Raw genomic sequence first — 20,274 nt, 5'->3', positions numbered from 1 at the left:
CCTGTTTTCATTCCGGGTTGGGCCAGGTCGCGCTTCAGTGACGAATTGCCCGGTCCCAGAACGCCCTCTGCGGCTGCTGTAACAATCCCCGTACAAAATCCACCACCTGTTCGAAATAGCTGGCGGCCCGGGGGCTGAGTGGCTGACCCAGCTCAAAGGAGTAACCGGGCATGGTCAGCAGGTAGGCGGGTGGCGGCGGGATTCCATAGACCTGTTCGAAAACCGCCAGCAGGGTGGCCGGACTCAAACTGTGGCTGCTGTAGCTGTGATCCTGCAGTGGGGTCAGGCGGCTAAATCCGTACGGTGCCTCGGCCGAGACCGAGGCGTCGGCAAACAGCAGCAGTTGACGCTGCTCCAGATCGGTGACGTGTTCAATCTGTAGCTGGAAATCGGTGATCGGCTCATATATGCCGGCAGCGATATCCGGGCACTGCTCCAGCCGCTCCAGCAGCAACGGCCCCAGGGCGTCGTCGCCCCGGGAGGGATTGCCGTAGCCGATAATGACAACCGGGGCGCGGCTCAACGGCTCAGTTCACCCCGGGTATCCTTGATCAACCGGTCGACGATGCGCCCATCCGGCTCCTGCAACTCAATTACCAGGGGCATTTTGCCCAGGGCGTGGGTGGCGCAGGAGAGGCAGGGATCGTAGGCGCGGACCGCCACCTCGATACTGTTCAGCATCCCCTCGGTGATCTCCTGGCCATTGAACAGATCCGCCGCCACCGCCCTGACCGATTCGTTCATGGCCCGGTTGTTGTGGGTGGTGGAGACAATCAGGTTGGCCCGGGTCACCAGACCGTCCGGGTTGATTTCATAGTCGTGGATCAGGGTACCCCGGGGCGCCTCGATCACGCCGATGCCCCGGGAGCCCATCTCCCCGGTCCGTGTCAGCTCGTCGCCCAGCAGGTCCGGGTCATCCAGCAGTTGCTGGATCTTCTCGATACAGTGCAGCAGTTCCAGCATGCGGGCCCAGTGGTAGGCGAGGGTGGACTGCACCAGCCCGTCTGGCTCCAGGGCGCGGAACTCGACCCGGGCCTGTTCCGCCAGTGGGGTGTCGATATAGTCGCAGCTGTTGATCCGGGCCAGGGGGCCGACCCGGTAGGAGCCCTGCTCCGTGCCGAACTGTTGCAGATAGGGGAATTTCATGTAGCTCCAGGATTTCACCTGCTCCCGGATGTGCTTGTGATAATCCCGCGAATCAATGTTATCCAGCAGTTTGCTGCCATCGCCCGCGACCACCCGCAGGTTGCCGTGGTACAGCTCCAGCGCCCCGTCGTCGCGGCACAGGCTCATCATCGGGGTGTCGATGCGGGCAAATCGCCGGTGCTGCTCCCGCGCTTCCAGGAACAGGCGGCGGGCCAGTTCCAGCGCCTCCTGTCCCCAGGCGATCATCTGGACAAGATCCTGTTTCAGGTAATCCCGTTCGCCGCTGTCCAGAGACTTGTTGACACCGCCCGGAATGGCGCAGGTGCCGTGAATCCGTTTGCCGGCGGTGACCCGGATCACTTCCTGGCCAAATTTGCGCAGCAGCACGCCCTGTTTGGCCAGTTCCGGATACTGCTCGATGAGTCCCACCACGTTGCGCTGGCTGATGTCGCTGTCAAATCCGAACAGTAGGTCCGGCGAGGAGAGATGGAAAAAGTGCAGGGCGTGGGATTGCAGAATCTGGCCGTAGTGCATCAGGCGGCGAACTTTCTCGGCGGTGGGGGTCAACTGGTCCACTCCGACCAGTTGATCGATCGCCTTGCCGGCCGCCAGGTGATGGCTGACCGGGCAGATACCGCAAAGTCGCTGTACCAGCACCGGTAACTCCCAGTAGGGACGGCCCTGGATAAACTTCTCGAATCCCCGGAACTCCACGATATGTAGGCGCGCCTGCTGGATCCTGTTTTCATCGTCCAGCAGCAGGGTGACCTTGCCGTGGCCCTCTACCCGGGTGATCGGTTCAATGGCGATGCGCCGGAGTTTTTCCGGATGCTTCGCGGTCTCCAGGCGGTTGATGTCGGTTGGCGTGTTGTCAGTCATAATGGATCTGCTTGTAGGCGAACTGGATCGGTTTACCCGACAGCAGTTCATCCAGGAAAGTGAATATGGTGTCGCCGGAAGGGGGGCAGCCGGGTAGGAAGTAATCGACCCAGACCACATCATGGATCGGGTGGACCTGGTCCAGCAGCAGGGGCAACTCCGGATCGCTGGGGATCTGGGGCTGCTCGATATTGGTGCCGTTGCGGTAGGCCTCATCGAGGCACTCTGTCAGGCTGTAGTGGTTGCGCATGGCCGGGATGCCGCCATTGATGGCGCAGGCCCCGACCGCCACCAGCAGATTGCATTGTTGCCGAAACGCCTTCAATACCTCCACATTCTCTGAATTGCACACACCCCCTTCAATCAGGCCCACGTCGCAGTGGCCGATCTCCTTGATGTCGGTCAGCGGTGACCGGTCGAATTCCACGTGGGCCACCAGCTCGATCAGTCGCTCATCGATATCCAGCAGGGACATGTGGCAGCCGAAACAGCCGGCCAGAGAGGCGGTGGCGATTTTAATCTTGTCAGTCATCACTGAGCTCCTGGTGACTGGCTACGTCTCCCACCTGACTGATCGACTCCTGATCATACAGGCGCTGGCCGATGGGTGTTTCGTAGGCATGATTCCTGGGCAGGATGGCACCCACCGGGCAGACCCGGGCCGCTTTGTCATGGGCGCTGAAGTTGGAGTCGCCCAGCTTGCCGCTGGGTGAGTTGACGGTCAGGTGGGCGTTGATGCCCCGGCCACTGATGTTGAACACGGATTTGCCGTCGTAATCCCGGCTGGCCCTGACACACAGTTCACAGAGGATGCAGCGATTGAAGTCGATGATCATCTCCGGGTGCGAGGCGTCCACCTCCCGTTTCGGGTAGAAGTGGACAAACTCAGGGGCCAGCATGCCACAGTGGTAGGCCACCGCCTGCAGTTGGCAGGCCCCGCTCTTTTCGCAGGCAGGGCAGACGTGGTTACCTTCGACAAACAGCAGTTTCAACAGCAGGCGTCGCTGGGTGGTGATCTCGTGGGTCTCATTGGCCACTTCCAGCCCGTCAGCGGCCGGGGTGGTGCAGGCGGCGACCATGCGATCATTAACCGACACGCAACATAACCGGCAACTGCCCTGGGGGACGAACTCCGGATTGTGACAGAGATGGGGGATATAGATCTTCGCGGCCAGGGCGGCATCCATGATGGTCTGCCCCTCGGTGAACGGTACGGTCACACCGTCGATGCTGAAGCTGCCACTCATACGCCACCTCCCTTAACATGGGCGCCTGGGTCGTTGCGGCCAGTCAGGTTGCGGGCCTCTTCCAGGGATGCATCCAGGTCAAATGCCGGCTCGAAACTGGTGGAGCGCAGGCGCGCCTGGAAAATGCCCGGGAACTTCTCCAGGCCGTCCAGAATTGGATTGGCGGCGGTGTGTCCCAGGCCGCACTGGCTGGTCTGTTGCATGAGATTGCCCAGGGTACTGAGTTCATCAAGATCCCGGATAGTGGCGTGGCCCACCATCACTTTTTTCATCTGCTTGGTCAACATACTGGTACCGACCCGGCAGGGGGTACAGAAGCCGCAGCTTTCGTGACGGAAAAACCGGGTGAAGTTATCAATGGCATTGAGCAGTTCCCGGCCCTGGTTGAACACCATGAAGGATCCACCGGTGGCGTGATCCTCAAAGGCCAGGACGCGGTCGAATTCATTCGGCGCTATCAGTCGACCCGCGGCCCCACCGATCTGCACCGCCTGGGTGTGGTGAGCTCCGCAGGCCGCCAGTATGTCGTTTATGGAGGTGCCGAAGGGGAATTCATAGATGCCCGGTTGATCGCAATCACCCGAAATGCTGAGCAACTTGGTGCCGGGGGATTTGGCGGTACCGACGGAACAGAACCACTCCGCACCGTGTTGTGTGATCATGGCGGCGTTGATAAAGGTCTCTACATTGTTCACCACGGTGGGCATGTCCCGGTAGCCCCGGGTTACCGGGAAGGGGGGACGGATCCGGGGAATGCCGCGTCTGCCCTCCAGTGATTCGATCAGGGCCGACTCTTCACCACAGATATAGGCGCCGGCTCCCAGGTGGATGTGGATATCGAAGTCGAAACCCTCCTGGCCCAGGATGTTGGGACCCAACAGGCCCTGCTCCCGACGCTGTTGCAGGGTGCGTTGCAACGGTTCCAGCAGGTAGCGATATTCGCCCCGCAGATAGATGAATCCCTGGCGGGCGCCGATAACAGCCGCGCACAGGGTCATACCCTCGCACAGCCGGTCCGCTTCCGCCTGCAGCAGGTAACGATCCTTGAAGGTGCCGGGTTCCCCTTCGTCCGCATTGCAGACCACATAGTGCTCGGCAGCGGTAGTGTCGGCGCAGATCTGCCACTTTTGTGCCGTGTTGAAACCGGCCCCACCACAGCCCCGCAGTCCGGCCTGGCTCAGCTGGTCAAGAATTACCGCTGTACCCTCGGTCTGGTGGCGTCGCAGTGCGGCTCCCGGGGTATAGTCAGCGCTGAGTACCAGGTCGCGGCGCTCAACCCTGTCGTGAACAAGGAACAGATCGGCCGGCCACTCGGCAAGGGGCACGGCCTGTTCCACCAGCGCCGCAATCTGATCGATCCGTTCCGGCGTCAGGCCAATAACGGTGCGGCCATTGACCAGTGCCGCCGGCCCCTGGTCGCTCATGCCGGTACAGGAGGTGTAGTCGATACTGACTCGCTGATCGTCGCGGGTCTGGCCGATTTTGACTGATAGCCGGCTGGCGAGACGCTCAGCCAGCAGTCGGCTGCCCTGCATCTGGTCAGTGATGTTGTCGCTGAACAGAACTTCATAGTCGCCGCGGTGTGAGCGGTGCAGGAAGCTGTAGAACTCGATCACTCCGAGGATAAACGTCCGGCTCAGGCCGAGTGACTCAGCGAGATGCTGGATTGCCTCTTCCGGGATGTAGTGGGACGACTGCTGAATACCGATCAGGATCTGGAGCAGGTTGAACGGGTCCTGTTCCCCGCTTCCATGCATGGCCTGTGTGTTCTGATATGGATTGTCTCCGGTCATTTTGGAGTCCATGGTTTCCAATAGTGTGAATGCAATAGCGAATACATTCGGCTCAGTCCACTATAGCGTAATTCATCTCCTTCCGGCACTCCCGTTTGAGCAGGGAATCCTTGGAACAATGAGGGTATTTGCCGGGATCTTGCGCTCGATCAATCCACCGGGCATAGGGGCTGGCAATGGCCGATTCTTGCATTCAGGCCTTGAATGTGAAGAATGTTGCTGCATACCCGTTATAGCAGGATCAAGGTCCCCTCCATGCTGGAATATATCTTTTTTGACGAACGTCCCTGGCAGCAATTCATCACTTTTCTGGAAGATAAAGGGCTGCAACCGCTCTCCGCCAGTGAAACCCAGGGCTTTATGGTGCGCTTGCCGGAAGATACCGATGACAGCCTGATGGATGACATCGAGGCTTACTATGACGAGATGCTGGATATGAACGAAGCGCTGTTCGTGGAGCAGGCCGACGAAACCGAGCATGTGCATACTGCCGGGGTCAGCGTCAATCTCAGCGACGGGCGTTCCGTGCAGGCGCTGGTGGACCCGAAACTGCTCAACCGGATTCTGGATGTATTGAGTACCGACGAACTGGGCCAGTTTATCAACGCCATCGTGGATGCGGTGGAAAACCCGGATGAGCGCTCAGTCTGCAGAAGATTCTAAGGGCGGGGTCTGCATCCATCTGCAAGCGTTTTTGCCGGAAACTATCTGCCCATTCCCATAAAACCCGCCACAACGAAACCCGCTGGAGTTTATCGAATAACGCTAGTCGGAATCTGGTCTGCCGGCCCGGCCAGTGGTGGGGCGCCTGTTACTCCCAGAAGGGATTCAGGTTTATTACCTGGTTTTATTGCTCTCCCTGGTCTCGTCCTGCTTGTCCTGAGCCCTCCGCGCCTCCTTTTTCTTCTCCACCAGCTCAATATACTGCTTCGGCGTCAGGGTGCTGGCCGATTCCGGGGATTTCTCCGGCGCGTTATAGGCATAGATAATAACGCCGATCAGAACCACCATTATCAGAAGAAAGGGTTTTTGCTTCATTGGTTTCTCAGTCTGCCATGTAAGCCCTATGGATAGCCTGACTATAGCATGTGGTTCACTGGCGCAGACTGATGATGGGCCAGCCGTGGGTATTGGCATGTTGTGCCAGGATCTCATCCGGGTCCACTGCGACCGGACGCTCGACCTGGTTCAATAGGGGCAGGTCGTTGTGGGAGTCGCTGTAGAAACTGCTGCCGGCAAGACTCTGCTGATGCTGTTCCAGCCACTGTTGCAACCGGACCACCTTGCCCTCCTGAAAACAGGGGGTGCCCGCTACCCTGCCGGTGTAGCGTCCATTAACCATCTCCGGCTCGGTGGCAATCAGGTTATCGATGCCGAAAGCTGCGGCGATCGGCGCTGTCACAAAGGCATTGGTGGCGGTGATGATCATCAGGGTGTCACCGGCGGCCCGGTGTTTGTCCACCAGCGCGCGGGCGGCGGGTAGCAGGATCGGTTCGATCTTCTCCCGCATAAATGCCTGGTGCCACTGTTGCAACTGGGCCGGCGGATGCTCACTCAACGGCTTGAGGGAGAAGCGCAGGAATTCGAAGATATCCAGTCGTCCCTCCTTATATTCCTGGTAGAAACGGTTGTTTTCGCGCTCATACCACTCCCCATCCACAATCCCCTGCTCGGCCAGGAATACCCCCCAGAGGTGGTCGGAGTCGCCATCCAGCAGGGTGTTGTCGAGATCGAATATCGCTAAAGCCAAGGTTTATGCTCCTCATGTGTCGGGGGCGAGCATTTTAACCTGGAAAGCTGCAGCGATATAAGTCATGCCGGGAGGGAAAACCTGACCCGTTTCGGTTCCGGCAAGCTGCCGGATATGTGTGCTGGTGGTTGCCGGGGTACGGTAAATTATGGAACAATCAAGTCAGTTTATTGATTTTAGATAGGTTTTCCTTTGATTGATTCAGAAGGGTATAGACCTAACGTCGGTATCATACTTTGCAATAATCAGCGGCAACTGTTCTGGGGTAGACGAATAGGGCAGGATGCCTGGCAGTTCCCCCAGGGCGGGATCAACGAGGGCGAGACGCCGGAAGAGGCGATGTTTCGTGAACTCGAAGAGGAAGTGGGGCTGCGTCAGCACCAGGTGGAGATCATGGGTGTGACGTCAGACTGGCTGAAATACCGTTTGCCGAAACGGTTTCTGCGCCGCCACTGCAAGCCGTTGTGCATCGGCCAGAAACAGCTCTGGTATCTGCTGCGGGTGCTGTGTGAAGAGACAGATTTCTGCCTGGATCACGCCCCCAAGCCGGAATTTGATAGTTGGCGTTGGGTAAAGTACTGGCATCCGTTACGCGAAGTGGTCTACTTCAAGCGCAAGGTCTACGTGCGGGCGCTTGAAGAGCTGGCGCCGTTGTTGTTTCCGGAAGGCCCGCCCGCCCGGACACAGGCCAACTATCTGCGCCAGAATCGGCGCCCGTAACCAACCCAACCGATCGGCATCCTGAAGTGGGGTGCCGGTTGGAACTACCCGGATGCCCGGACCACCCCGGGCGGGACAGGGTATCTGCGTTGCTGCCCGGCAACGTACCCCGCATTTGGCAACACAACCTGATCAGACGAGAGCATGCTTGAGATACTTCACCGGATAGTACAAGAGGTCAACGCCGCACCGGACCTGGGTGAGGCGCTCAATGTAATTGTGAAGCGGGTCAAGCAGGCGATTAAAACCGATGTCTGCTCGGTCTATCTGACCGATTTCGACCGGCGTGAGCACGTGCTGCTGGCTACCGAAGGTCTGCGCCAGGATGCGGTCGGCAAGGTCAGCCTGCCCATGCATCGCGGCCTGGTGGGCCTGGTCTGTGAACGGGCCGAGACGGTCAACCTGGATGATGCCACGGAGCATCCCCGCTACCTGGCCAAGCACTCCACCGGTGAGACCCAGTATCGGGGTTTCCTGGGTGTACCCATTATCCAGAATCGCAAGGTTTTGGGGGTGCTGGTGGTGCGGCAGGTGGAGTCGCGCAAGTTTGATGACAACGAGGTCACCTTCCTGTTTACCCTGGCGGCACAACTGGCCGGGGCTATTACCCATGCCCGGGCCAGTGGCGAACTGAACCAGCTGCAGCCCTCACGCAAACCGCTCAATCGTTATCTGAGCGGGCAGCCGGCCTCGCCCGGTGTGGGGACGGGGCAGGCGGTGGTCGCCTATCAGTTGGCGGATCTGGATGCGGTGCCGAGTCGTACCACGGACAATGTCGAGGCCGATGTCACTGCTTTCAAGGATGCGGTCTCCCTGACCCGGCAGGAGCTGGAGAACGTCAAGAACAGGCTCTCCAAAGAGTTGCCGGTGGAAGAGCTGGCGCTGTTCGATGCGCTGCTGCTGATGCTTGGCAGCGATACCCTGGTGAACCAGACGGTACTGCGCATTGAACAGGGACAGTGGGCGCAGGGGGCGCTGCGCGACACTATCGAAACCCACGCCCGGATGTTCGATAACATGGATGACGTCTATCTCCGGGAGCGGGCATCCGATATTCGCAATCTCGGCCGCCGCCTGTTGATGCATCTGCAGACGGAAAAGCCACGGGAGATGAATTTTCCGGAAAAGACCATTTTGGTGGGAGACGATATCAGCCCGGTACAGCTGGCGGAGGTGCCGCCGGAACGGCTGGCCGGTATCGTCTCCGCCAAGGGTTCCAGCTCCTCCCACGTCTCCATCCTGGCACGGGCCATGGGTGCCCCGGCCGTGATGGGGGTGAGCGAACTGCCGGTCGGTCGGCTGGAGGGGCTGGATATCATCATCGACGGTTATCGGGGTCGGGTTTACGTCTCTCCCGATCCATCGGTCACCGATGAGTATGCACGCCTGGCCCAGGAGGAGTCCGAGATCTCCAGTGAACTGGAGATGATGCGCGGCCTGAAGTCCGAGACCACCGATGGCGTAACCGTTCCGCTCTACCTGAATACCGGACTGATCTCCGATGTGATGGATATGGGGATGAATGAGGCGGAGGGTGTGGGGTTGCACCGTACCGAACTGCTCTACATCGTGCGGGACCGTTTCCCCGGTGAGGAGGTGCAGGTGGAGAGTTATCAGCGCATGCTCACCATGTTCGCACCCCGCCCGGTGATCCTGCGTACTCTGGATATCGGTGGTGACAAGCCGCTCCCCTATTTCCCGTTCACCGAGTCCAACCCGTTCCTCGGCTGGCGCGGCGTGCGCATTTCGCTGGATCATCCGGAGATCTTTCTGACTCAGATCCGGGCCATGATCCGGGCCAACATCGGCCTGAACAATCTGCGGATCATGCTGCCCATGATCACCAAGGTCTCCGAAGTAGAAGAGCTGCAGATGCTGATCCAGCGCGCCCATGAGGAGTTGCTGGAAGAGGGGTACAAGGCCGAATTGCCGCCGGTGGGAGTGATGATCGAGGTGCCGTCGGCGGTCTACCAGATTGACGAGATTGCCCGCCGGGTCGATTTCCTCTCCGTGGGCACCAACGACCTGACCCAGTATCTGCTGGCGGTGGACCGGAACAACCCCCGGGTCGCGGCGATCTTTGATGATATGCATCCGGTGGTGCTGCGGGCGCTGGTGCAGATTGTGGAGGGCGCGGCCACCTACCAACGGCCGGTCAGTGTCTGTGGTGAGCTGGCCGGCAATCCGCTGGCGGCTGTGCTGCTGCTCGGCATGGGGGTGGACAGCCTCAGCATGAGTGCCGGCAGTCTGCTTAAGATCAAGTGGGTTATCCGCAGTTACAGTCGGGCCAGGGCAAAGAGCCTGCTGCAGGCGGCGCTGCGCATGACCGACGCCCGGCAGGTCCGTGAACTGATGGAGAAATCCCTCGACGAGATGGGCCTCGGCGGCCTGGTACGTCCGGGTAAATAGCCGGCCGTTCGGGGGATAGAGGTCAGCCGCTGTCGGTTCAGCGATACTGGCGCAGGTACCACCACTCGAACAGCCGCTTCAGCCAATGGAACGCCCGCATCTGGGGCAGGGCGATATTGCGTTTGCTGGTGCGGGCCACCAGGCTGCCCCGGGTCTGGCTGTCCACAATACAGAACAGCTCCACCTTGAACGTGCGGGTCGGTTGTTGCCCGTTCAGCTCGGCCAGCAGATTGGCAGCGGAGGCTTCCGCCTGCAGATCGGCCATGTGCGCCTGTTTGGGCATCCAGTCGGGACCGGGGAAACTGCCGGAATCGCCGGCCACGTAGACCCGCGGCATCCCCTCCACCCGGCACTGGGCATCCGCCTTCACCAGGCCACCTGGCGAGCGGGGCAGGTCGGTGTTGTCAAACCACTGGTTACCGGTCATGCCGGGCATGAACAGGATCAGGTCGGCGTCAAACTCCCCGCCCTCGGTGACTACCTTGTTGTCGGTGAACTGTTTCATCTTGTGGCCCAGGTGGGTCTCAATGCCGCGTTTTTGCATCTCCCGCAACAGGCCCGCCACCGCCTTGGGTCCGAGTCGCTTGCCGGGCTCCGGTGCCGGGGTGAAAAAGATCAGTTTGAAGCGATCCCGTCGTCCTTCATTACGCAGCTGTTGATCGATACCAAACAGAAATTCGAACATCGGGCCACCGCGCATGGCGGAGGGCTCCTTGGGATTGCCGGCAAACCCAACGGCGATGGTGCCCTCCTGAAGTTCCCGCAGCCGGTCGCGGATCCGGACCGCTGCCGGTATCCCTTCACAGGGGGTGATGGCGTGTTCAATGCCAGGCAGTTTCTTGATGAAGCGCCCGCCGGAACAGATGATCAGGCCGTCGTTTTCGATCTCTCCCTGGTCGGTGACCAGGACTCTTCCCTCTGCCTTGAGTCCAGTAGCTGATCCCTGGTAGTAGTTGACCCCCATGCGGCGGAAGAAGTTGTTCAGGTCGACTTTCAGTTGCTCGGGCTGGCGCAGTCCGGCGGGAATCCAGATGGTGCCGGGCAGGTAGGAGAATTCGGGGGTCGGTGCCACCAGGGTGATTTCAGCGGTGGGATCGGCGGCGCGCAGTTTCTGCACGGCGGTCAGGGCAGCGAATCCGGCCCCGACTATAGTGATTCTGTTCATGCCTGTACCTCAGGGAAAGGGATAATGGCCGGGAGACCCGGTACATTTTTTCCCATTATATCGATTTTGCCCTGGTCGTCTCCCTGCCTTTGGCAGGGTTGGTGAACCGGGTCATCGGTCAGGTGGACCGATAAAGCCGACGGACTGTCCGGGTGATCCGAACCTGTTACGAATATGGATTGCTCTTGGCGGTCAGCCGGAAGCGCGGCTTGTGCGGTTGATTTCATCATTAACGGCTCCATATAGGCGTAATATTTTTGCCAATGGTTGTGTGACGTGCCCGGGCGGTTGATCCGGTGCCGCTGTTTCCTCTATTGTTCGTCCGCTACCCAGATCAGCTATCCGGATTTATCCATAACCCATGAATGCACTCGAAATCAGGGGCCTGAAAAAGGTCTACAAGAACGGTTTTGAGGCCCTGAAAGGGGTCGATATCACCGTACAGGAGGGCGACTTTTTTGCCCTGCTGGGGCCCAACGGGGCCGGCAAGTCCACTGCTATCGGCATCATCAGCTCCCTGGTCAACAAGACCTCTGGTCAGGTGCGGGTGTTTGGTCACGATCTGGATCGCGATCCGGAAGGAGTGAAGTCCTGCATCGGCCTGGTACCCCAGGAGTTCAATTTCAACATGTGGGAGCCGATTGGCGAGATCGTGGTCAATCAGGCCGGCTTCTACGGTATTCCCCGGAAAGAGGCGTGGCGACGCGCCGAACAGAGTCTGCGACAACTGGATCTGTGGGACAAGCGGCACCAGATGTCCCGTACCCTCTCGGGTGGCATGAAACGCCGGCTGATGATTGCCAGGGCCCTGGTGCACCAGCCAAAACTGCTGATACTTGATGAGCCGACCGCCGGCGTGGATCTGGAGATCCGCCGCTCCATGTGGGAGTTCATGGTTGAGCTGAACCGACAGGGCACCACCATCATCCTCACCACCCACTACCTGGAAGAGGCGGAGAGCCTGTGCCGCAATATCGCCATTATCAACCAGGGGCGTCTGGTGGAGCACTCCCGCATGGATCAGCTGCTGCATCAGCTGCGTACCGAGACCTTTATCCTGAATCTGCGCGATGAGGTGGCGGAGCTGCCCCGGCTACAGGGTTTTGAGCTGAAACGGCTGGATGAGCAGCGGGTGGAAGTGTCGGTCAGCAGTGAGCAGAGTATCAACCAGCTGTTCGAACAGCTTACCCGGCAGGGGATCGGTATCACCTCGTTGCGCAATAAACAGAACAGACTGGAGCAGTTATTCATGAACATGGTGGAGAACAGCCGGAACGGAGCGTCGAAATGAGCCGTTTCAGCCGCTACCTGACCGCTTTTCAGACCATATTTACCAAGGAGCTGCTGCGTTTCACCCGGATCTGGCTGCAGACCATTCTGCCTCCCGTGATCACCACCGTGCTCTACTACATCATTTTCGGCAACCTGATCGGTTCCCGGATCGGTGAGATGGATGGTTTCAGCTATATCGACTTTATCGTGCCGGGACTGATCCTGATGGCGGTGATCACCAACTCCTACTCCAACGTGGTGTCGTCATTTTTCAGCAGCAAGTTCCAGCGCCACGTGGAGGAGCTGATCATCTCGCCGGTGCCCAACTGGGTGATCCTGGCCGGTTACGTGGCCGGTGGCGTGGCGCGCGGCGTACTGGTGGGGATCGCGGTGACCGGGGTGTCGCTATTCTTCACCGATATCCAGGTGCAGAGTTACGTCTGGACCCTGACAGTGTTCGTGCTGACCGCGATCCTGTTCTCCCTGGCCGGTTTCATCAACGCGGTCTATGCCGAGAGCTTTGATGACATCTCCATTGTGCCGACCTTCGTGCTGACCCCGCTGACCTACCTTGGCGGGGTGTTCTACTCCATCAGCATGTTGCCGGAGTTCTGGCAGACAGTGTCACTGGCCAATCCCATACTCTACATGGTGAACGCATTCCGATACGGCCTGCTGGGGGTTTCGGATATTCCCATCGGCGCGGCGCTGGGTATTGTGGTGCTGTTTATCGTAGTCCTGACCGGTTTCAGTCTGCGCCTGCTCAATCGTGGCGTGGGTATCAAGAACTAAAGATTCTTTGCAGATGACGGTGGAAAAAGGATTGACGGACTAAAGGCATTTCGCCCGGCCTGACGGCTTGTGGCGAGATACTTTTGTGGCCAAAAGTATCCAAAAGCCTTTCCCCGGTCAGCCTGCCCTGCGGGTACTCTGCGCTTCTCGGTCTGAGCGGCGCGTGAAAAAACTCGCCGCGTTGCGGCTCAGACAATTTCACGCGTATCTCCGCTCAGCCCTGCGATGCTCGACAGGCTGAACGGGAAGGCGCACTGATATACAGCCTGCCAATCCGCTTGTCCTTCATATAAAAACTTCATTCTAAGTTTAGGCTTCGTAGGATAGCCCGACTTCCACGCCACCGAGTATCGCAGCCGGCGACGGAAAACGGCGCGCATCTGTCTGAGCGCAGCGAGTTATGCGCGCCCCGTCGCTGGCGAGAAACGCAGGGAACCCCGCAGGGGTGGCGGGGTGGAGCGAGGGTTTTGGTTACTTTTACCCGTAAAAGTAACCCGGCCCGGAGGGTCGGAACTCCTTCTTAACTAAAGACTCTTCGCTGCTAATAGTTAAGAAATACTTGAGCAGCGAAAGGCATTTCGCCCGGCCTGGCGGCCTTTGGCGAGGTACTTTTGTGGCCAAAACTGCCCAAAAGCCTTTTCCCGGTCAGCCTGCCCTTCGGGTGCTCTGCGCTTCTCGGTCCGAGCGGCGCGTGAAAAAACTCGCCGCGTTGCGGCTCAGACAATTTCACGCTTGATTCCGCTCAGCCCTGCGATGCTCGACAGGCTGAACGGGGAGGCGCACTGATATACAGCCTGCCAATCCGCTGGTTCTTCATATAAAAACTTCATTCGAAGTTTGGGTTCCGCAGGAAGATCCGACCTCCACGCCACCGAGTATCGCAGCCGGCGACGGAAAACGGCGCGCATTTGTTTGAGCGCAGCGAGTTATGCGCGCCCCGTCGCTGGCGAGAAACGCAGGGGACCCCGCAGGGGTGGCGTGGTGGAGCGAGGGTTTTGGTTACTTTTACCCGTAAAAGTAACCCGGCCCAATGGGCCGGATCCCCGGTTTAAAAAAGAATTGATCTGTTATAGGAATTCGCCCGGCCTGGCGGCCTTTGGTGAGGTACTTTTGTGGCCAAAACTGCCCAAAAGCCTTTCCCCGGTCAGCCTGCCCTTCGGGTACTCTGCGCTTCTCGGTCCGAGCGGCGCGTGAAAAAAACTCGCCGCGGCGCGGGCGAGAAACGCAGGGAACCCCGCCGGGGTGGCGTGGTGGAGTGAGGGTTTTGGTTACTTTTACCCGTAAAAGTAACCCGGCCCAGCGGGCCGGATCCCCGGTTTAAACAGCCTAACGGGACGGCTGTGCGACCGGGAAAAACAGCCGGAACGCCACCCCGGCAGGTGTCTCCAGTGTGACCGCCTCGGCATGACCACCGTGAAACTCGCTGATCAGGCGCACCAGGTAGAGACCCAGCCCCAGGTGCGGTTCGTCGCTGCTCTTTTTACGGATCGACACCATGGATGAAAACAGCTCCTGCTCCATCCCCGGGGGGAGGGCCGGGCCGCTGTTGCAGACACTCAACAGAACCTGTTGCTGGTCCACTCTTTCCAGGATCAGCCGGATCGGTGTACCGGTCTGGTGGAAATCCACTGCATTGCTGATCAGTTTATCCAGGGCCTGACTGATCAGGTCGGGAGCGCCCTGGATCACGATCGGCTCCGGGCACCGCTCCAGTTCGAACGCCACCTCGGGAAAGGCACCCCGGTAGCCCTCCAGGGCCATATCCAGCAACCCGCCAAGATCGAACGCGACCAGCTCGGTCTGGAGCAGCTGTTGCTCCAGTCGGGTCGCCTCGCGCATGCGATGCAGGATCAGGCCGAGCCGTTCCACTCCCTCCTGGGCGCGCCGGATATAGCGCTGTTGATCTTCCGGTACGTTGTTGCCCTGCAGATTCTCCAACGAGGAGCTGACGATGGTCAGCGGTGTGCGGAACTCGTGGGCGAGTCTTGACGCCATCGCCTCCAGGTAGCGGTTGTACTCGGCCAGTCGGTTCAGCACCCCGGAGAAGCTGCGGCTCAGGTCGCCGATCTCATCCGCCGAACGGTCCGGCTCCAGTGTGCCCAGTATGCGCCCATCGGCGGTTACCGCCTTGTCGACCCGCCGACTGAGGCGGTGTATCCGGCTGGTCAGCAGGCTGGCGAAGCCGAGGATCGCCAGCCCGATGAACAGAAACAGCACCAGGGTGATGCCGCTGATCTGTTCCAGCGCCCGGTTCTGCAGGGTGAGGATCTGGTTGGTGGTCTGCTCCACCAGCACCGCACCGGTGACGCCGCTGGATGATTGGATCGGCCAGGCGGCGGAGAGAATAACCGCCCGCTGGTCCGGTGTGCTGCGCCGGCGTGATTGTGGCTGGCCCGCCAGCGCGGCGTCGATCTCGGGCCCGGTCAGGCGGGCGCTGCGGGAGAGGTCGTCCTGGAAATTGGTGCTGGGCTGATCCAGTACCAGTCGCAACAGGGGTTGCAACGGCGAGATGCGCAGGGAGTCGCTGTCGTCGGTGATCGATTCCGGCGGTTGCAGGCGGCCCCGTTTGGCCAGCACCAGGCGCTGGTTGTTGATCACCCAGATGCGGGCGTTCTCATGTTCCAGACCTCCGATCAGGCGACCGATCTCCGGGTCGGGGCGCACGATACGTCCCAGTGGAGGCGGTTGCCCAGGGCCGGTGGAATTTACCCGATGGTAAGTTGATGATCCGCTGCCGTCGTGCAGGTCTGCCACCGTGATGGCGATCTGCTCCCCAACCAGGTATTGGGGGATCTTCAGTTCCAGGGTGTAGCCGCTCTCCGAGGTCTGCCAGCCGCCCCGGATGCGGTCTTCCCGGCCGATTGGCAACGGCGCTTCGCTGTCGTTCGGCATCCGGCGCACCGTGACATAGCCGGGGCCGGTGGGGGCGATCCGGTAGCGGACCGGTTCCCCGGTCCTGGCGGTGAGGCGGAGCTCCACATAGTCCCCCTGGTCCAGGCGGGTGTTGCCCGGTGGGCGATAGCGAACCTGGTGATCCTGCACACGCAGCAGTAGGTAGAGGTAGTCGCCGTATTCGCCCAGGATACCCTCGAACAGCCACTTATCCGGCTCCGGGTAGCGTTGCAGATTACCGAGGTAGGGCTGCCACTCCTCGCTGTAGCCATCCGGCTGGATCGGCTGTTCCAGCTGATTCACATACTGCAAAGGTTCCGCTGAGCCACCTGACGGCAGGCGGGAGGAGCGGCTCATGGCGCTGCTGTTGTGCAGGATGGCGGCCACCGCCTGGGCCGTTCCCAGCAGCATGGTCTCCTGGGTCTGGCGCAGGAATCGCTCGGTCTCCTGCAGGTAACGGTAGCCGGCCCAGGGAATCGCCAGCAGGGCGAGTGCCACCAGCAGCAGCTTGAAGCGGATACTCTGGGAAAAGCGGCGCTTTTGGCTCATCCCGAGGCGGTGGGGTTACTGTTTTGCCAGCGATAACCGATGCCGTAGACGGTCTCGATGGCGTTGAACTGCGGATCGCACTCTTCGAATTTCCGCCGGATACGCTTGATATGGGTGCTGATGCTGGTGGCATCCACCAGGATATTGGCGGCCTCCATCAGCTGATCCCGGCTGCGCACGTGACCCGGTCGCTGACAGAGGGCGTGGACAAACCAGAATTCGGTCAGGGTCAGGTCGATCGGTGTCGCTTGCCAACTCACCTGCAGCCGGTCCAGATCCAGCTTCAGGGGGCCGCGCTGAATGATATTCTCCTCCTGGACCGGTTGGCTGAGTGCTTCCATACGACGAAACAGAGCGGAGATACGGGCCGCCAGGTGGGCCAACGTGATGTCCTTGGTCAGGTAGTCATCCGCCCCCAAACGCAGACCGGATACGGCATCCAGTTCGCTGTCCCGGGCAGTGAGGAAGATGATCGGCAGGGTGCTGGAGCGGGCACGCAGTTCACGGCACAGGGTGAATCCACCCTCCATTTCATCATCCAGGCCGATATCCAGAATGGCCAGGTCAGGCAGTTGTTCACGAAACGCTGCGTCCGCCTCCTGGCGCGAGGCATAGCCTCGCACCTCGTAACCTTCACGACGTAACAGGTCGGCATAGTTTTCCCGGATGGCGGGTTCGTCTTCAACAATGGCTATCAGTTTTTTCATGGTGTCAGCGTGCGCTTTTTGCACTGCACTTTACACCATATCGACCCTTGGCAATAAGTGGTGTGTGGCGTTAACTCACCCACAGAATACCTGCCCGGCAGACCGGGTCGGGATGCCGGGTTAACCCTGTCCGAACTCCGGCACGACCGGTGCCGGCTTCCCGGGACGGCCGAAACAGCGTGCAAGCAGGAAGTCGGAGATACTGTCCGGCTGGTTCAGGTTCAGTAGCGGAATATGGCATGGCTGGGTGGTGAGCGGGCCATCGGTGGCGATGGCGATAATGTCCGGATCGTCCGGGTAGAGGAGTCGTTTACCCAGGCTGGGCCGGTGCAGCTCGATCTTGGGAAAACGCTCTCTCTTGAACCCCTCCACCAGTACCAGATCCAGGCTGGAGGGATCCAGCACCCTGAGCAGTTCGGCCAGGCGGGGCTCCGGTTCCGCTTCGTCCAGTTCGGTCACCAGGGCCATGCGGTTGGGGGATGCCACCAGCATCTGGTCGGCCCCCGCCATGCGCAGCTGGTAGCTGTCACTCTGAGGGTGGTCCACCTCGAACCGGTGATGGGCATGTTTGACGGCACCGATACGCAGCCCCTGTCGCCCCAGTATCTGCAGCACCTGGGTCAGCAAGCGGGTTTTGCCGGTCCCGCTGAAGGCACTGAATCCAAAAATCGGCAGCGGAAATTCAATCATATGTCTGCTGTCCTGGCCCGGCTGTCAGAATAGGGAAGCCTGTTTACGGTTGCACGGTTATCTAATCAGCAATAAGGGTGCCAGTTGCATGATCTGTCAGGAACCGTATAAAGCCGGGTCGACCATGCAGGTCGGAAATCTGAAAAAAGTCAGCAGAATGGGCTGTTTGTCCCAACAGGCGGGTCCGTTTGTCATGGGCAGGATCGGGTCGGAAGGCTGATCCTCCGGTGGTATGGTCAGATTGTCGTCATTTGGCCACTGGCATTTGTGACAAAATGTCCCATACTTGGGAGACGCAGGGCAGTTATCGCCCCTCTGCAGCGGCCTGACTGATCGGTCACACTATCTTTTATAAAGCTTTCAGAATAACAAGATGTCCACGGGCCAGGTCGGTTCCCGTGCTTATCCATTCCCGGATTCCAGACGGAAGGTGACAACAGTGGCAGAGCATCAAATGGATCCCAGAAGGATCGATTCAGAGACGCGCATGACTTCGGTGCTGATTGTGGACCACGAACCGGAGTCCCGCAGTTTTCTGCAGCGCGGTCTGAAAAACTATTTCAGCCTGGTGGAGACGGCGGAGAGCGCCGCAGCTGCAGAGGTTCTCAATGATCGCTGCTATTTTGATCTGATCATTGCGGATATCCGCTTGCCGGGCAGTGGTGGCGTCGAGTGGGTGACTTCGCTACGGGGTCAGGGTGCCGCCACCGGAGTCATCTTCATGACCGCCAACGCCGACCTGGGCTCCGCCATCGCCGCACTTCGGGCCGGTGCCGAGGATTTCATCATGAAGCCGTTTCGCATGGAGCAGATGCTGGCGGCGGTCAAGCGTTTCGTGGATCGTCAGAAAATGCAGCGGGAGAACTATGTGCTGCAGCGTCAGGTGGATCATCTCTATGACAGTTCCGGCATGGTGGGTGAGTGCGAACTGATCCGCCATCTTTGTCAGGTGATTAAACGGGTCGCCCCGATGCCATCCACCGTACTGATCGAGGGAGAGTCCGGCACCGGCAAGGAGTTGGCTGCCCGGGCGATCCACCAGTGGAGTGGTCGACCCGGCAGTTTTGTACCGGTGAATTGCGGTGCCATCACTGCGGAACTGCTGGAGAGTGAGCTGTTCGGCCATATCCGGGGGGCTTTTACCGGGGCACACCAGGCCCGTGAGGGACTTTTCACTTATGCCAATGAAGGGACCCTGTTCCTGGATGAGATCGGTGAGATGCCGCTCTCCATGCAGGCCCATCTGCTGCGGGTATTGGAGGAGCGCACCGTGCGTCCGGTCGGCTCCAACAAGGAGGTGCCGGTGGCGGTTCGGATTATCGCCGCGACCAACCAGAACCTGGAAGAGCGGGTGCGCAGCGGCGAGTTTCGGGAGGATCTCTTCTACCGCCTGAATGTGCTCTCGATCCGCATGCCAGCACTGCGGGAGCGGGTTGGTGATATTCCGGTGCTGGCCGACTATTTCAGCCAATCCCTGGCGGCGGAACTGGGGGTCGCCAGGCCGGAGTTCTCCGCCTTTGAACTGGCCTGCCTGGAGCGTTATGACTGGCCCGGCAATGTGCGCGAACTGAAGAATGTGATCGAGCGCTGTCTGTTGCTGAACTGCACTCCCAGTCAATGCCTGGCGGGTATTAACCCCGGCAGTTCGATACCCGGCACAGGGGGCGAGGATGATAACGACCTGCAACTGGAGAGCGTGGAAAAACGGCACATCCTGCGGGTGCTGGAGAGTGAGCGGGGAAACAAGTCGGCGGCGGCCCGGCTGCTGGGTATATCCCGTAAAACCCTGGAACGAAAAGTCCAGGCGTGGGGGTTGAACGGCTAGACAGAGCGTCGCTTTCCCCGTCACGTCCGGCACGATCTCTCTATCAGGTGGGACCGGCTCGCTGCTCCGCCGATCAGCACCACAGCAAAAACCCACATTCAGTTGGCCCTGGCACCGGCGAGCGGATACTATCCATGCAGGGATCAGGATTATGGATGTTTTACAGGCGGTACTGTTATGACCGATGAGCACGGATTAATTGTTGAAGATGAACTGGACGACCTGGGCAAACAGCGCCGGGATATGCTTGAACAGCACGCCAACCTGCTGGACAAAAACAGCTACCTGGTGCGCTGGGGACAGGTAGTGGCAGCGATGCTGGCTGAGGGAGAAATGTCCCGTGACGAGTGGCGTGAACGCTGCTCCCGCTATCTGCAGGGCGAACCTCTGGAAGACGCCCTGAAGGGGCTGGAGCATCTCGAATAGGGATTCCCCGGG

18 protein-coding genes are annotated in these 20,274 nt (G+C 59.8%); 7 read left to right on the top strand and 11 right to left on the bottom strand.

Going from position 1 to position 20,274, the window contains the following annotated elements; genetic code table 11:
• Positions 1-34 precede the first annotated feature (34 nt).
• From AAY24_RS09260 to AAY24_RS09240, 5 genes are read right to left on the bottom strand one after another with little or no spacing between them, the layout of a single operon-like run.
• Positions 35-523 (bottom strand): hydrogenase maturation protease, encoded by a 489-nt coding sequence (locus AAY24_RS09260; protein WP_046859442.1) that lies wholly within the window; start codon positions 521-523, stop codon positions 35-37.
• Positions 520-2,025 carry a Ni/Fe hydrogenase subunit alpha gene (locus AAY24_RS09255; protein ID WP_046859441.1) on the bottom strand — a complete coding sequence of 502 codons (1,506 nt, stop codon included), beginning with the start codon at positions 2,023-2,025 and terminating at the stop codon, positions 520-522. Before AAY24_RS09255 ends, AAY24_RS09260 begins: the two co-directional genes overlap by 4 nt.
• Positions 2,018-2,557: an NADH-quinone oxidoreductase subunit B family protein gene (locus AAY24_RS09250; protein ID WP_046859440.1), complete on the bottom strand. Its 540-nt coding sequence runs from the start codon at positions 2,555-2,557 to the stop codon at positions 2,018-2,020. The genes AAY24_RS09255 and AAY24_RS09250 overlap by 8 nt, the downstream gene beginning before the upstream one ends.
• Positions 2,550-3,272 (bottom strand): 2Fe-2S iron-sulfur cluster-binding protein, encoded by a 723-nt coding sequence (locus AAY24_RS09245; RefSeq protein WP_046859439.1) that lies wholly within the window; start codon positions 3,270-3,272, stop codon positions 2,550-2,552. Before AAY24_RS09245 ends, AAY24_RS09250 begins: the two co-directional genes overlap by 8 nt.
• Entirely contained in the window at positions 3,269-5,077 is a 1,809-nt protein-coding gene (locus AAY24_RS09240; RefSeq protein ID WP_234422149.1) for an NAD(P)H-dependent oxidoreductase subunit E, read from the bottom strand. Before AAY24_RS09240 ends, AAY24_RS09245 begins: the two co-directional genes overlap by 4 nt.
• A 201-nt stretch (positions 5,078-5,278) precedes the next feature.
• Between AAY24_RS09240 and AAY24_RS09235 the strand changes: the two genes are divergently transcribed.
• A complete protein-coding gene (locus AAY24_RS09235) occupies positions 5,279-5,728 on the top strand; it encodes a hypothetical protein (protein ID WP_234422148.1) in 450 nt (149 codons plus the stop codon).
• 174 nt (positions 5,729-5,902) lie between these two features.
• Here the strand turns inward: AAY24_RS09235 and AAY24_RS09230 are convergent, their stop codons facing one another.
• Together AAY24_RS09230 and AAY24_RS09225 are read right to left on the bottom strand one after the other, a co-directional pair.
• The gene (locus tag AAY24_RS09230) at positions 5,903-6,103 is read right to left on the bottom strand and encodes a hypothetical protein (RefSeq protein ID WP_046859437.1); all 201 of its coding nucleotides are present in this window, start codon (positions 6,101-6,103) and stop codon (positions 5,903-5,905) included.
• 55 nt (positions 6,104-6,158) lie between these two features.
• On the bottom strand, positions 6,159-6,815 hold the full coding sequence (locus AAY24_RS09225; RefSeq protein WP_046859436.1) for a histidinol-phosphatase: 657 nt from the start codon (positions 6,813-6,815) through the stop codon (positions 6,159-6,161).
• Positions 6,816-7,007: 192 nt separating this feature from the next.
• Here AAY24_RS09225 and AAY24_RS09220 point away from each other — a divergent pair, with 192 nt between their 5' ends.
• Positions 7,008-7,535 carry an RNA pyrophosphohydrolase gene (locus tag AAY24_RS09220; RefSeq protein WP_046859435.1) on the top strand — a complete coding sequence of 176 codons (528 nt, stop codon included), beginning with the start codon at positions 7,008-7,010 and terminating at the stop codon, positions 7,533-7,535.
• A gap of 144 nt (positions 7,536-7,679) precedes the next feature.
• Complete coding sequence (gene ptsP / locus AAY24_RS09215) at positions 7,680-9,944, top strand: phosphoenolpyruvate--protein phosphotransferase (RefSeq protein ID WP_046859434.1); 2,265 nt, start codon at positions 7,680-7,682, stop codon at positions 9,942-9,944.
• A 37-nt stretch (positions 9,945-9,981) separates the two neighbouring features.
• Here ptsP and AAY24_RS09210 read toward each other — a convergent pair whose 3' ends face one another.
• Entirely contained in the window at positions 9,982-11,109 is a 1,128-nt protein-coding gene (locus tag AAY24_RS09210) for an NAD(P)/FAD-dependent oxidoreductase (protein WP_046859433.1), read from the bottom strand.
• A 361-nt stretch (positions 11,110-11,470) separates the two neighbouring features.
• On the opposite strand from AAY24_RS09210, the gene AAY24_RS09200 reads away from it, so the two are divergent.
• Together AAY24_RS09200 and AAY24_RS09195 are read left to right on the top strand one after the other, a co-directional pair.
• On the top strand, positions 11,471-12,400 hold the full coding sequence (locus AAY24_RS09200; RefSeq protein ID WP_046859431.1) for an ABC transporter ATP-binding protein: 930 nt from the start codon (positions 11,471-11,473) through the stop codon (positions 12,398-12,400).
• The gene (locus AAY24_RS09195; RefSeq protein ID WP_046859430.1) at positions 12,397-13,173 is read left to right on the top strand and encodes an ABC transporter permease; all 777 of its coding nucleotides are present in this window, start codon (positions 12,397-12,399) and stop codon (positions 13,171-13,173) included. The genes AAY24_RS09200 and AAY24_RS09195 overlap by 4 nt, the downstream gene beginning before the upstream one ends.
• A gap of 1,326 nt (positions 13,174-14,499) precedes the next feature.
• On the opposite strand, the gene pdsS is transcribed toward AAY24_RS09195, so the two are convergent.
• The 3 genes from pdsS to mobB form a co-directional block, all read right to left on the bottom strand.
• Positions 14,500-16,614: a proteobacterial dedicated sortase system histidine kinase gene (pdsS, locus tag AAY24_RS09190; RefSeq protein ID WP_046859429.1), complete on the bottom strand. Its 2,115-nt coding sequence runs from the start codon at positions 16,612-16,614 to the stop codon at positions 14,500-14,502.
• Complete coding sequence (pdsR, locus tag AAY24_RS09185) at positions 16,611-17,321, bottom strand: proteobacterial dedicated sortase system response regulator (RefSeq protein WP_046859428.1); 711 nt, start codon at positions 17,319-17,321, stop codon at positions 16,611-16,613. The genes pdsS and pdsR overlap by 4 nt, the downstream gene beginning before the upstream one ends.
• Positions 17,322-17,441: 120 nt before the next feature.
• Entirely contained in the window at positions 17,442-18,011 is a 570-nt protein-coding gene (gene mobB, locus AAY24_RS09180; RefSeq protein WP_046859427.1) for a molybdopterin-guanine dinucleotide biosynthesis protein B, read from the bottom strand.
• Positions 18,012-18,465: 454 nt separating this feature from the next.
• Between mobB and AAY24_RS09175 the strand changes: the two genes are divergently transcribed.
• Positions 18,466-19,836 (top strand): sigma-54-dependent transcriptional regulator, encoded by a 1,371-nt coding sequence (locus AAY24_RS09175; RefSeq protein ID WP_046861166.1) that lies wholly within the window; start codon positions 18,466-18,468, stop codon positions 19,834-19,836.
• 177 nt (positions 19,837-20,013) lie between these two features.
• Positions 20,014-20,262: a hypothetical protein gene (locus AAY24_RS09170; protein WP_046859426.1), complete on the top strand. Its 249-nt coding sequence runs from the start codon at positions 20,014-20,016 to the stop codon at positions 20,260-20,262.
• Positions 20,263-20,274: the final 12 nt, after the last annotated feature.

Origin of the sequence: Sedimenticola thiotaurini (genome assembly GCF_001007875.1) — a bacterium.
Taxonomy (GTDB): domain Bacteria; phylum Pseudomonadota; class Gammaproteobacteria; order Chromatiales; family Chromatiaceae; genus Sedimenticola; species Sedimenticola thiotaurini.
Note: the sequence above shows the minus strand (reverse complement) of the source record. Positions and strands in the feature narration are given on the sequence as shown.

Excerpts from the sequence above, each read along its gene's own strand:
- AAY24_RS09255 (WP_046859441.1), bottom strand. The coding sequence starts at position 2,025 with ATGACTGACAACACGCCAACCGACATCAACCGCCTGGAGACCGCGAAG.
- AAY24_RS09250 (WP_046859440.1), bottom strand. The coding sequence starts at position 2,557 with ATGACTGACAAGATTAAAATCGCCACCGCCTCTCTGGCCGGCTGTTTC.
- AAY24_RS09245 (WP_046859439.1), bottom strand. The coding sequence starts at position 3,272 with ATGAGTGGCAGCTTCAGCATCGACGGTGTGACCGTACCGTTCACCGAG.
- AAY24_RS09240 (WP_234422149.1), bottom strand. The coding sequence starts at position 5,077 with ATGGACTCCAAAATGACCGGAGACAATCCATATCAGAACACACAGGCC.
- AAY24_RS09235 (WP_234422148.1), top strand. The coding sequence starts at position 5,279 with ATGTTGCTGCATACCCGTTATAGCAGGATCAAGGTCCCCTCCATGCTG.
- AAY24_RS09230 (WP_046859437.1), bottom strand. The coding sequence starts at position 6,103 with ATGAAGCAAAAACCCTTTCTTCTGATAATGGTGGTTCTGATCGGCGTT.
- ptsP (WP_046859434.1), top strand. The coding sequence starts at position 7,680 with ATGCTTGAGATACTTCACCGGATAGTACAAGAGGTCAACGCCGCACCG.
- AAY24_RS09210 (WP_046859433.1), bottom strand. The coding sequence starts at position 11,109 with ATGAACAGAATCACTATAGTCGGGGCCGGATTCGCTGCCCTGACCGCC.
- AAY24_RS09200 (WP_046859431.1), top strand. The coding sequence starts at position 11,471 with ATGAATGCACTCGAAATCAGGGGCCTGAAAAAGGTCTACAAGAACGGT.
- AAY24_RS09195 (WP_046859430.1), top strand. The coding sequence starts at position 12,397 with ATGAGCCGTTTCAGCCGCTACCTGACCGCTTTTCAGACCATATTTACC.
- pdsS (WP_046859429.1), bottom strand. The coding sequence starts at position 16,614 with ATGAGCCAAAAGCGCCGCTTTTCCCAGAGTATCCGCTTCAAGCTGCTG.
- pdsR (WP_046859428.1), bottom strand. The coding sequence starts at position 17,321 with ATGAAAAAACTGATAGCCATTGTTGAAGACGAACCCGCCATCCGGGAA.
- mobB (WP_046859427.1), bottom strand. The coding sequence starts at position 18,011 with ATGATTGAATTTCCGCTGCCGATTTTTGGATTCAGTGCCTTCAGCGGG.
- AAY24_RS09175 (WP_046861166.1), top strand. The coding sequence starts at position 18,466 with ATGGATCCCAGAAGGATCGATTCAGAGACGCGCATGACTTCGGTGCTG.
- AAY24_RS09170 (WP_046859426.1), top strand. The coding sequence starts at position 20,014 with ATGACCGATGAGCACGGATTAATTGTTGAAGATGAACTGGACGACCTG.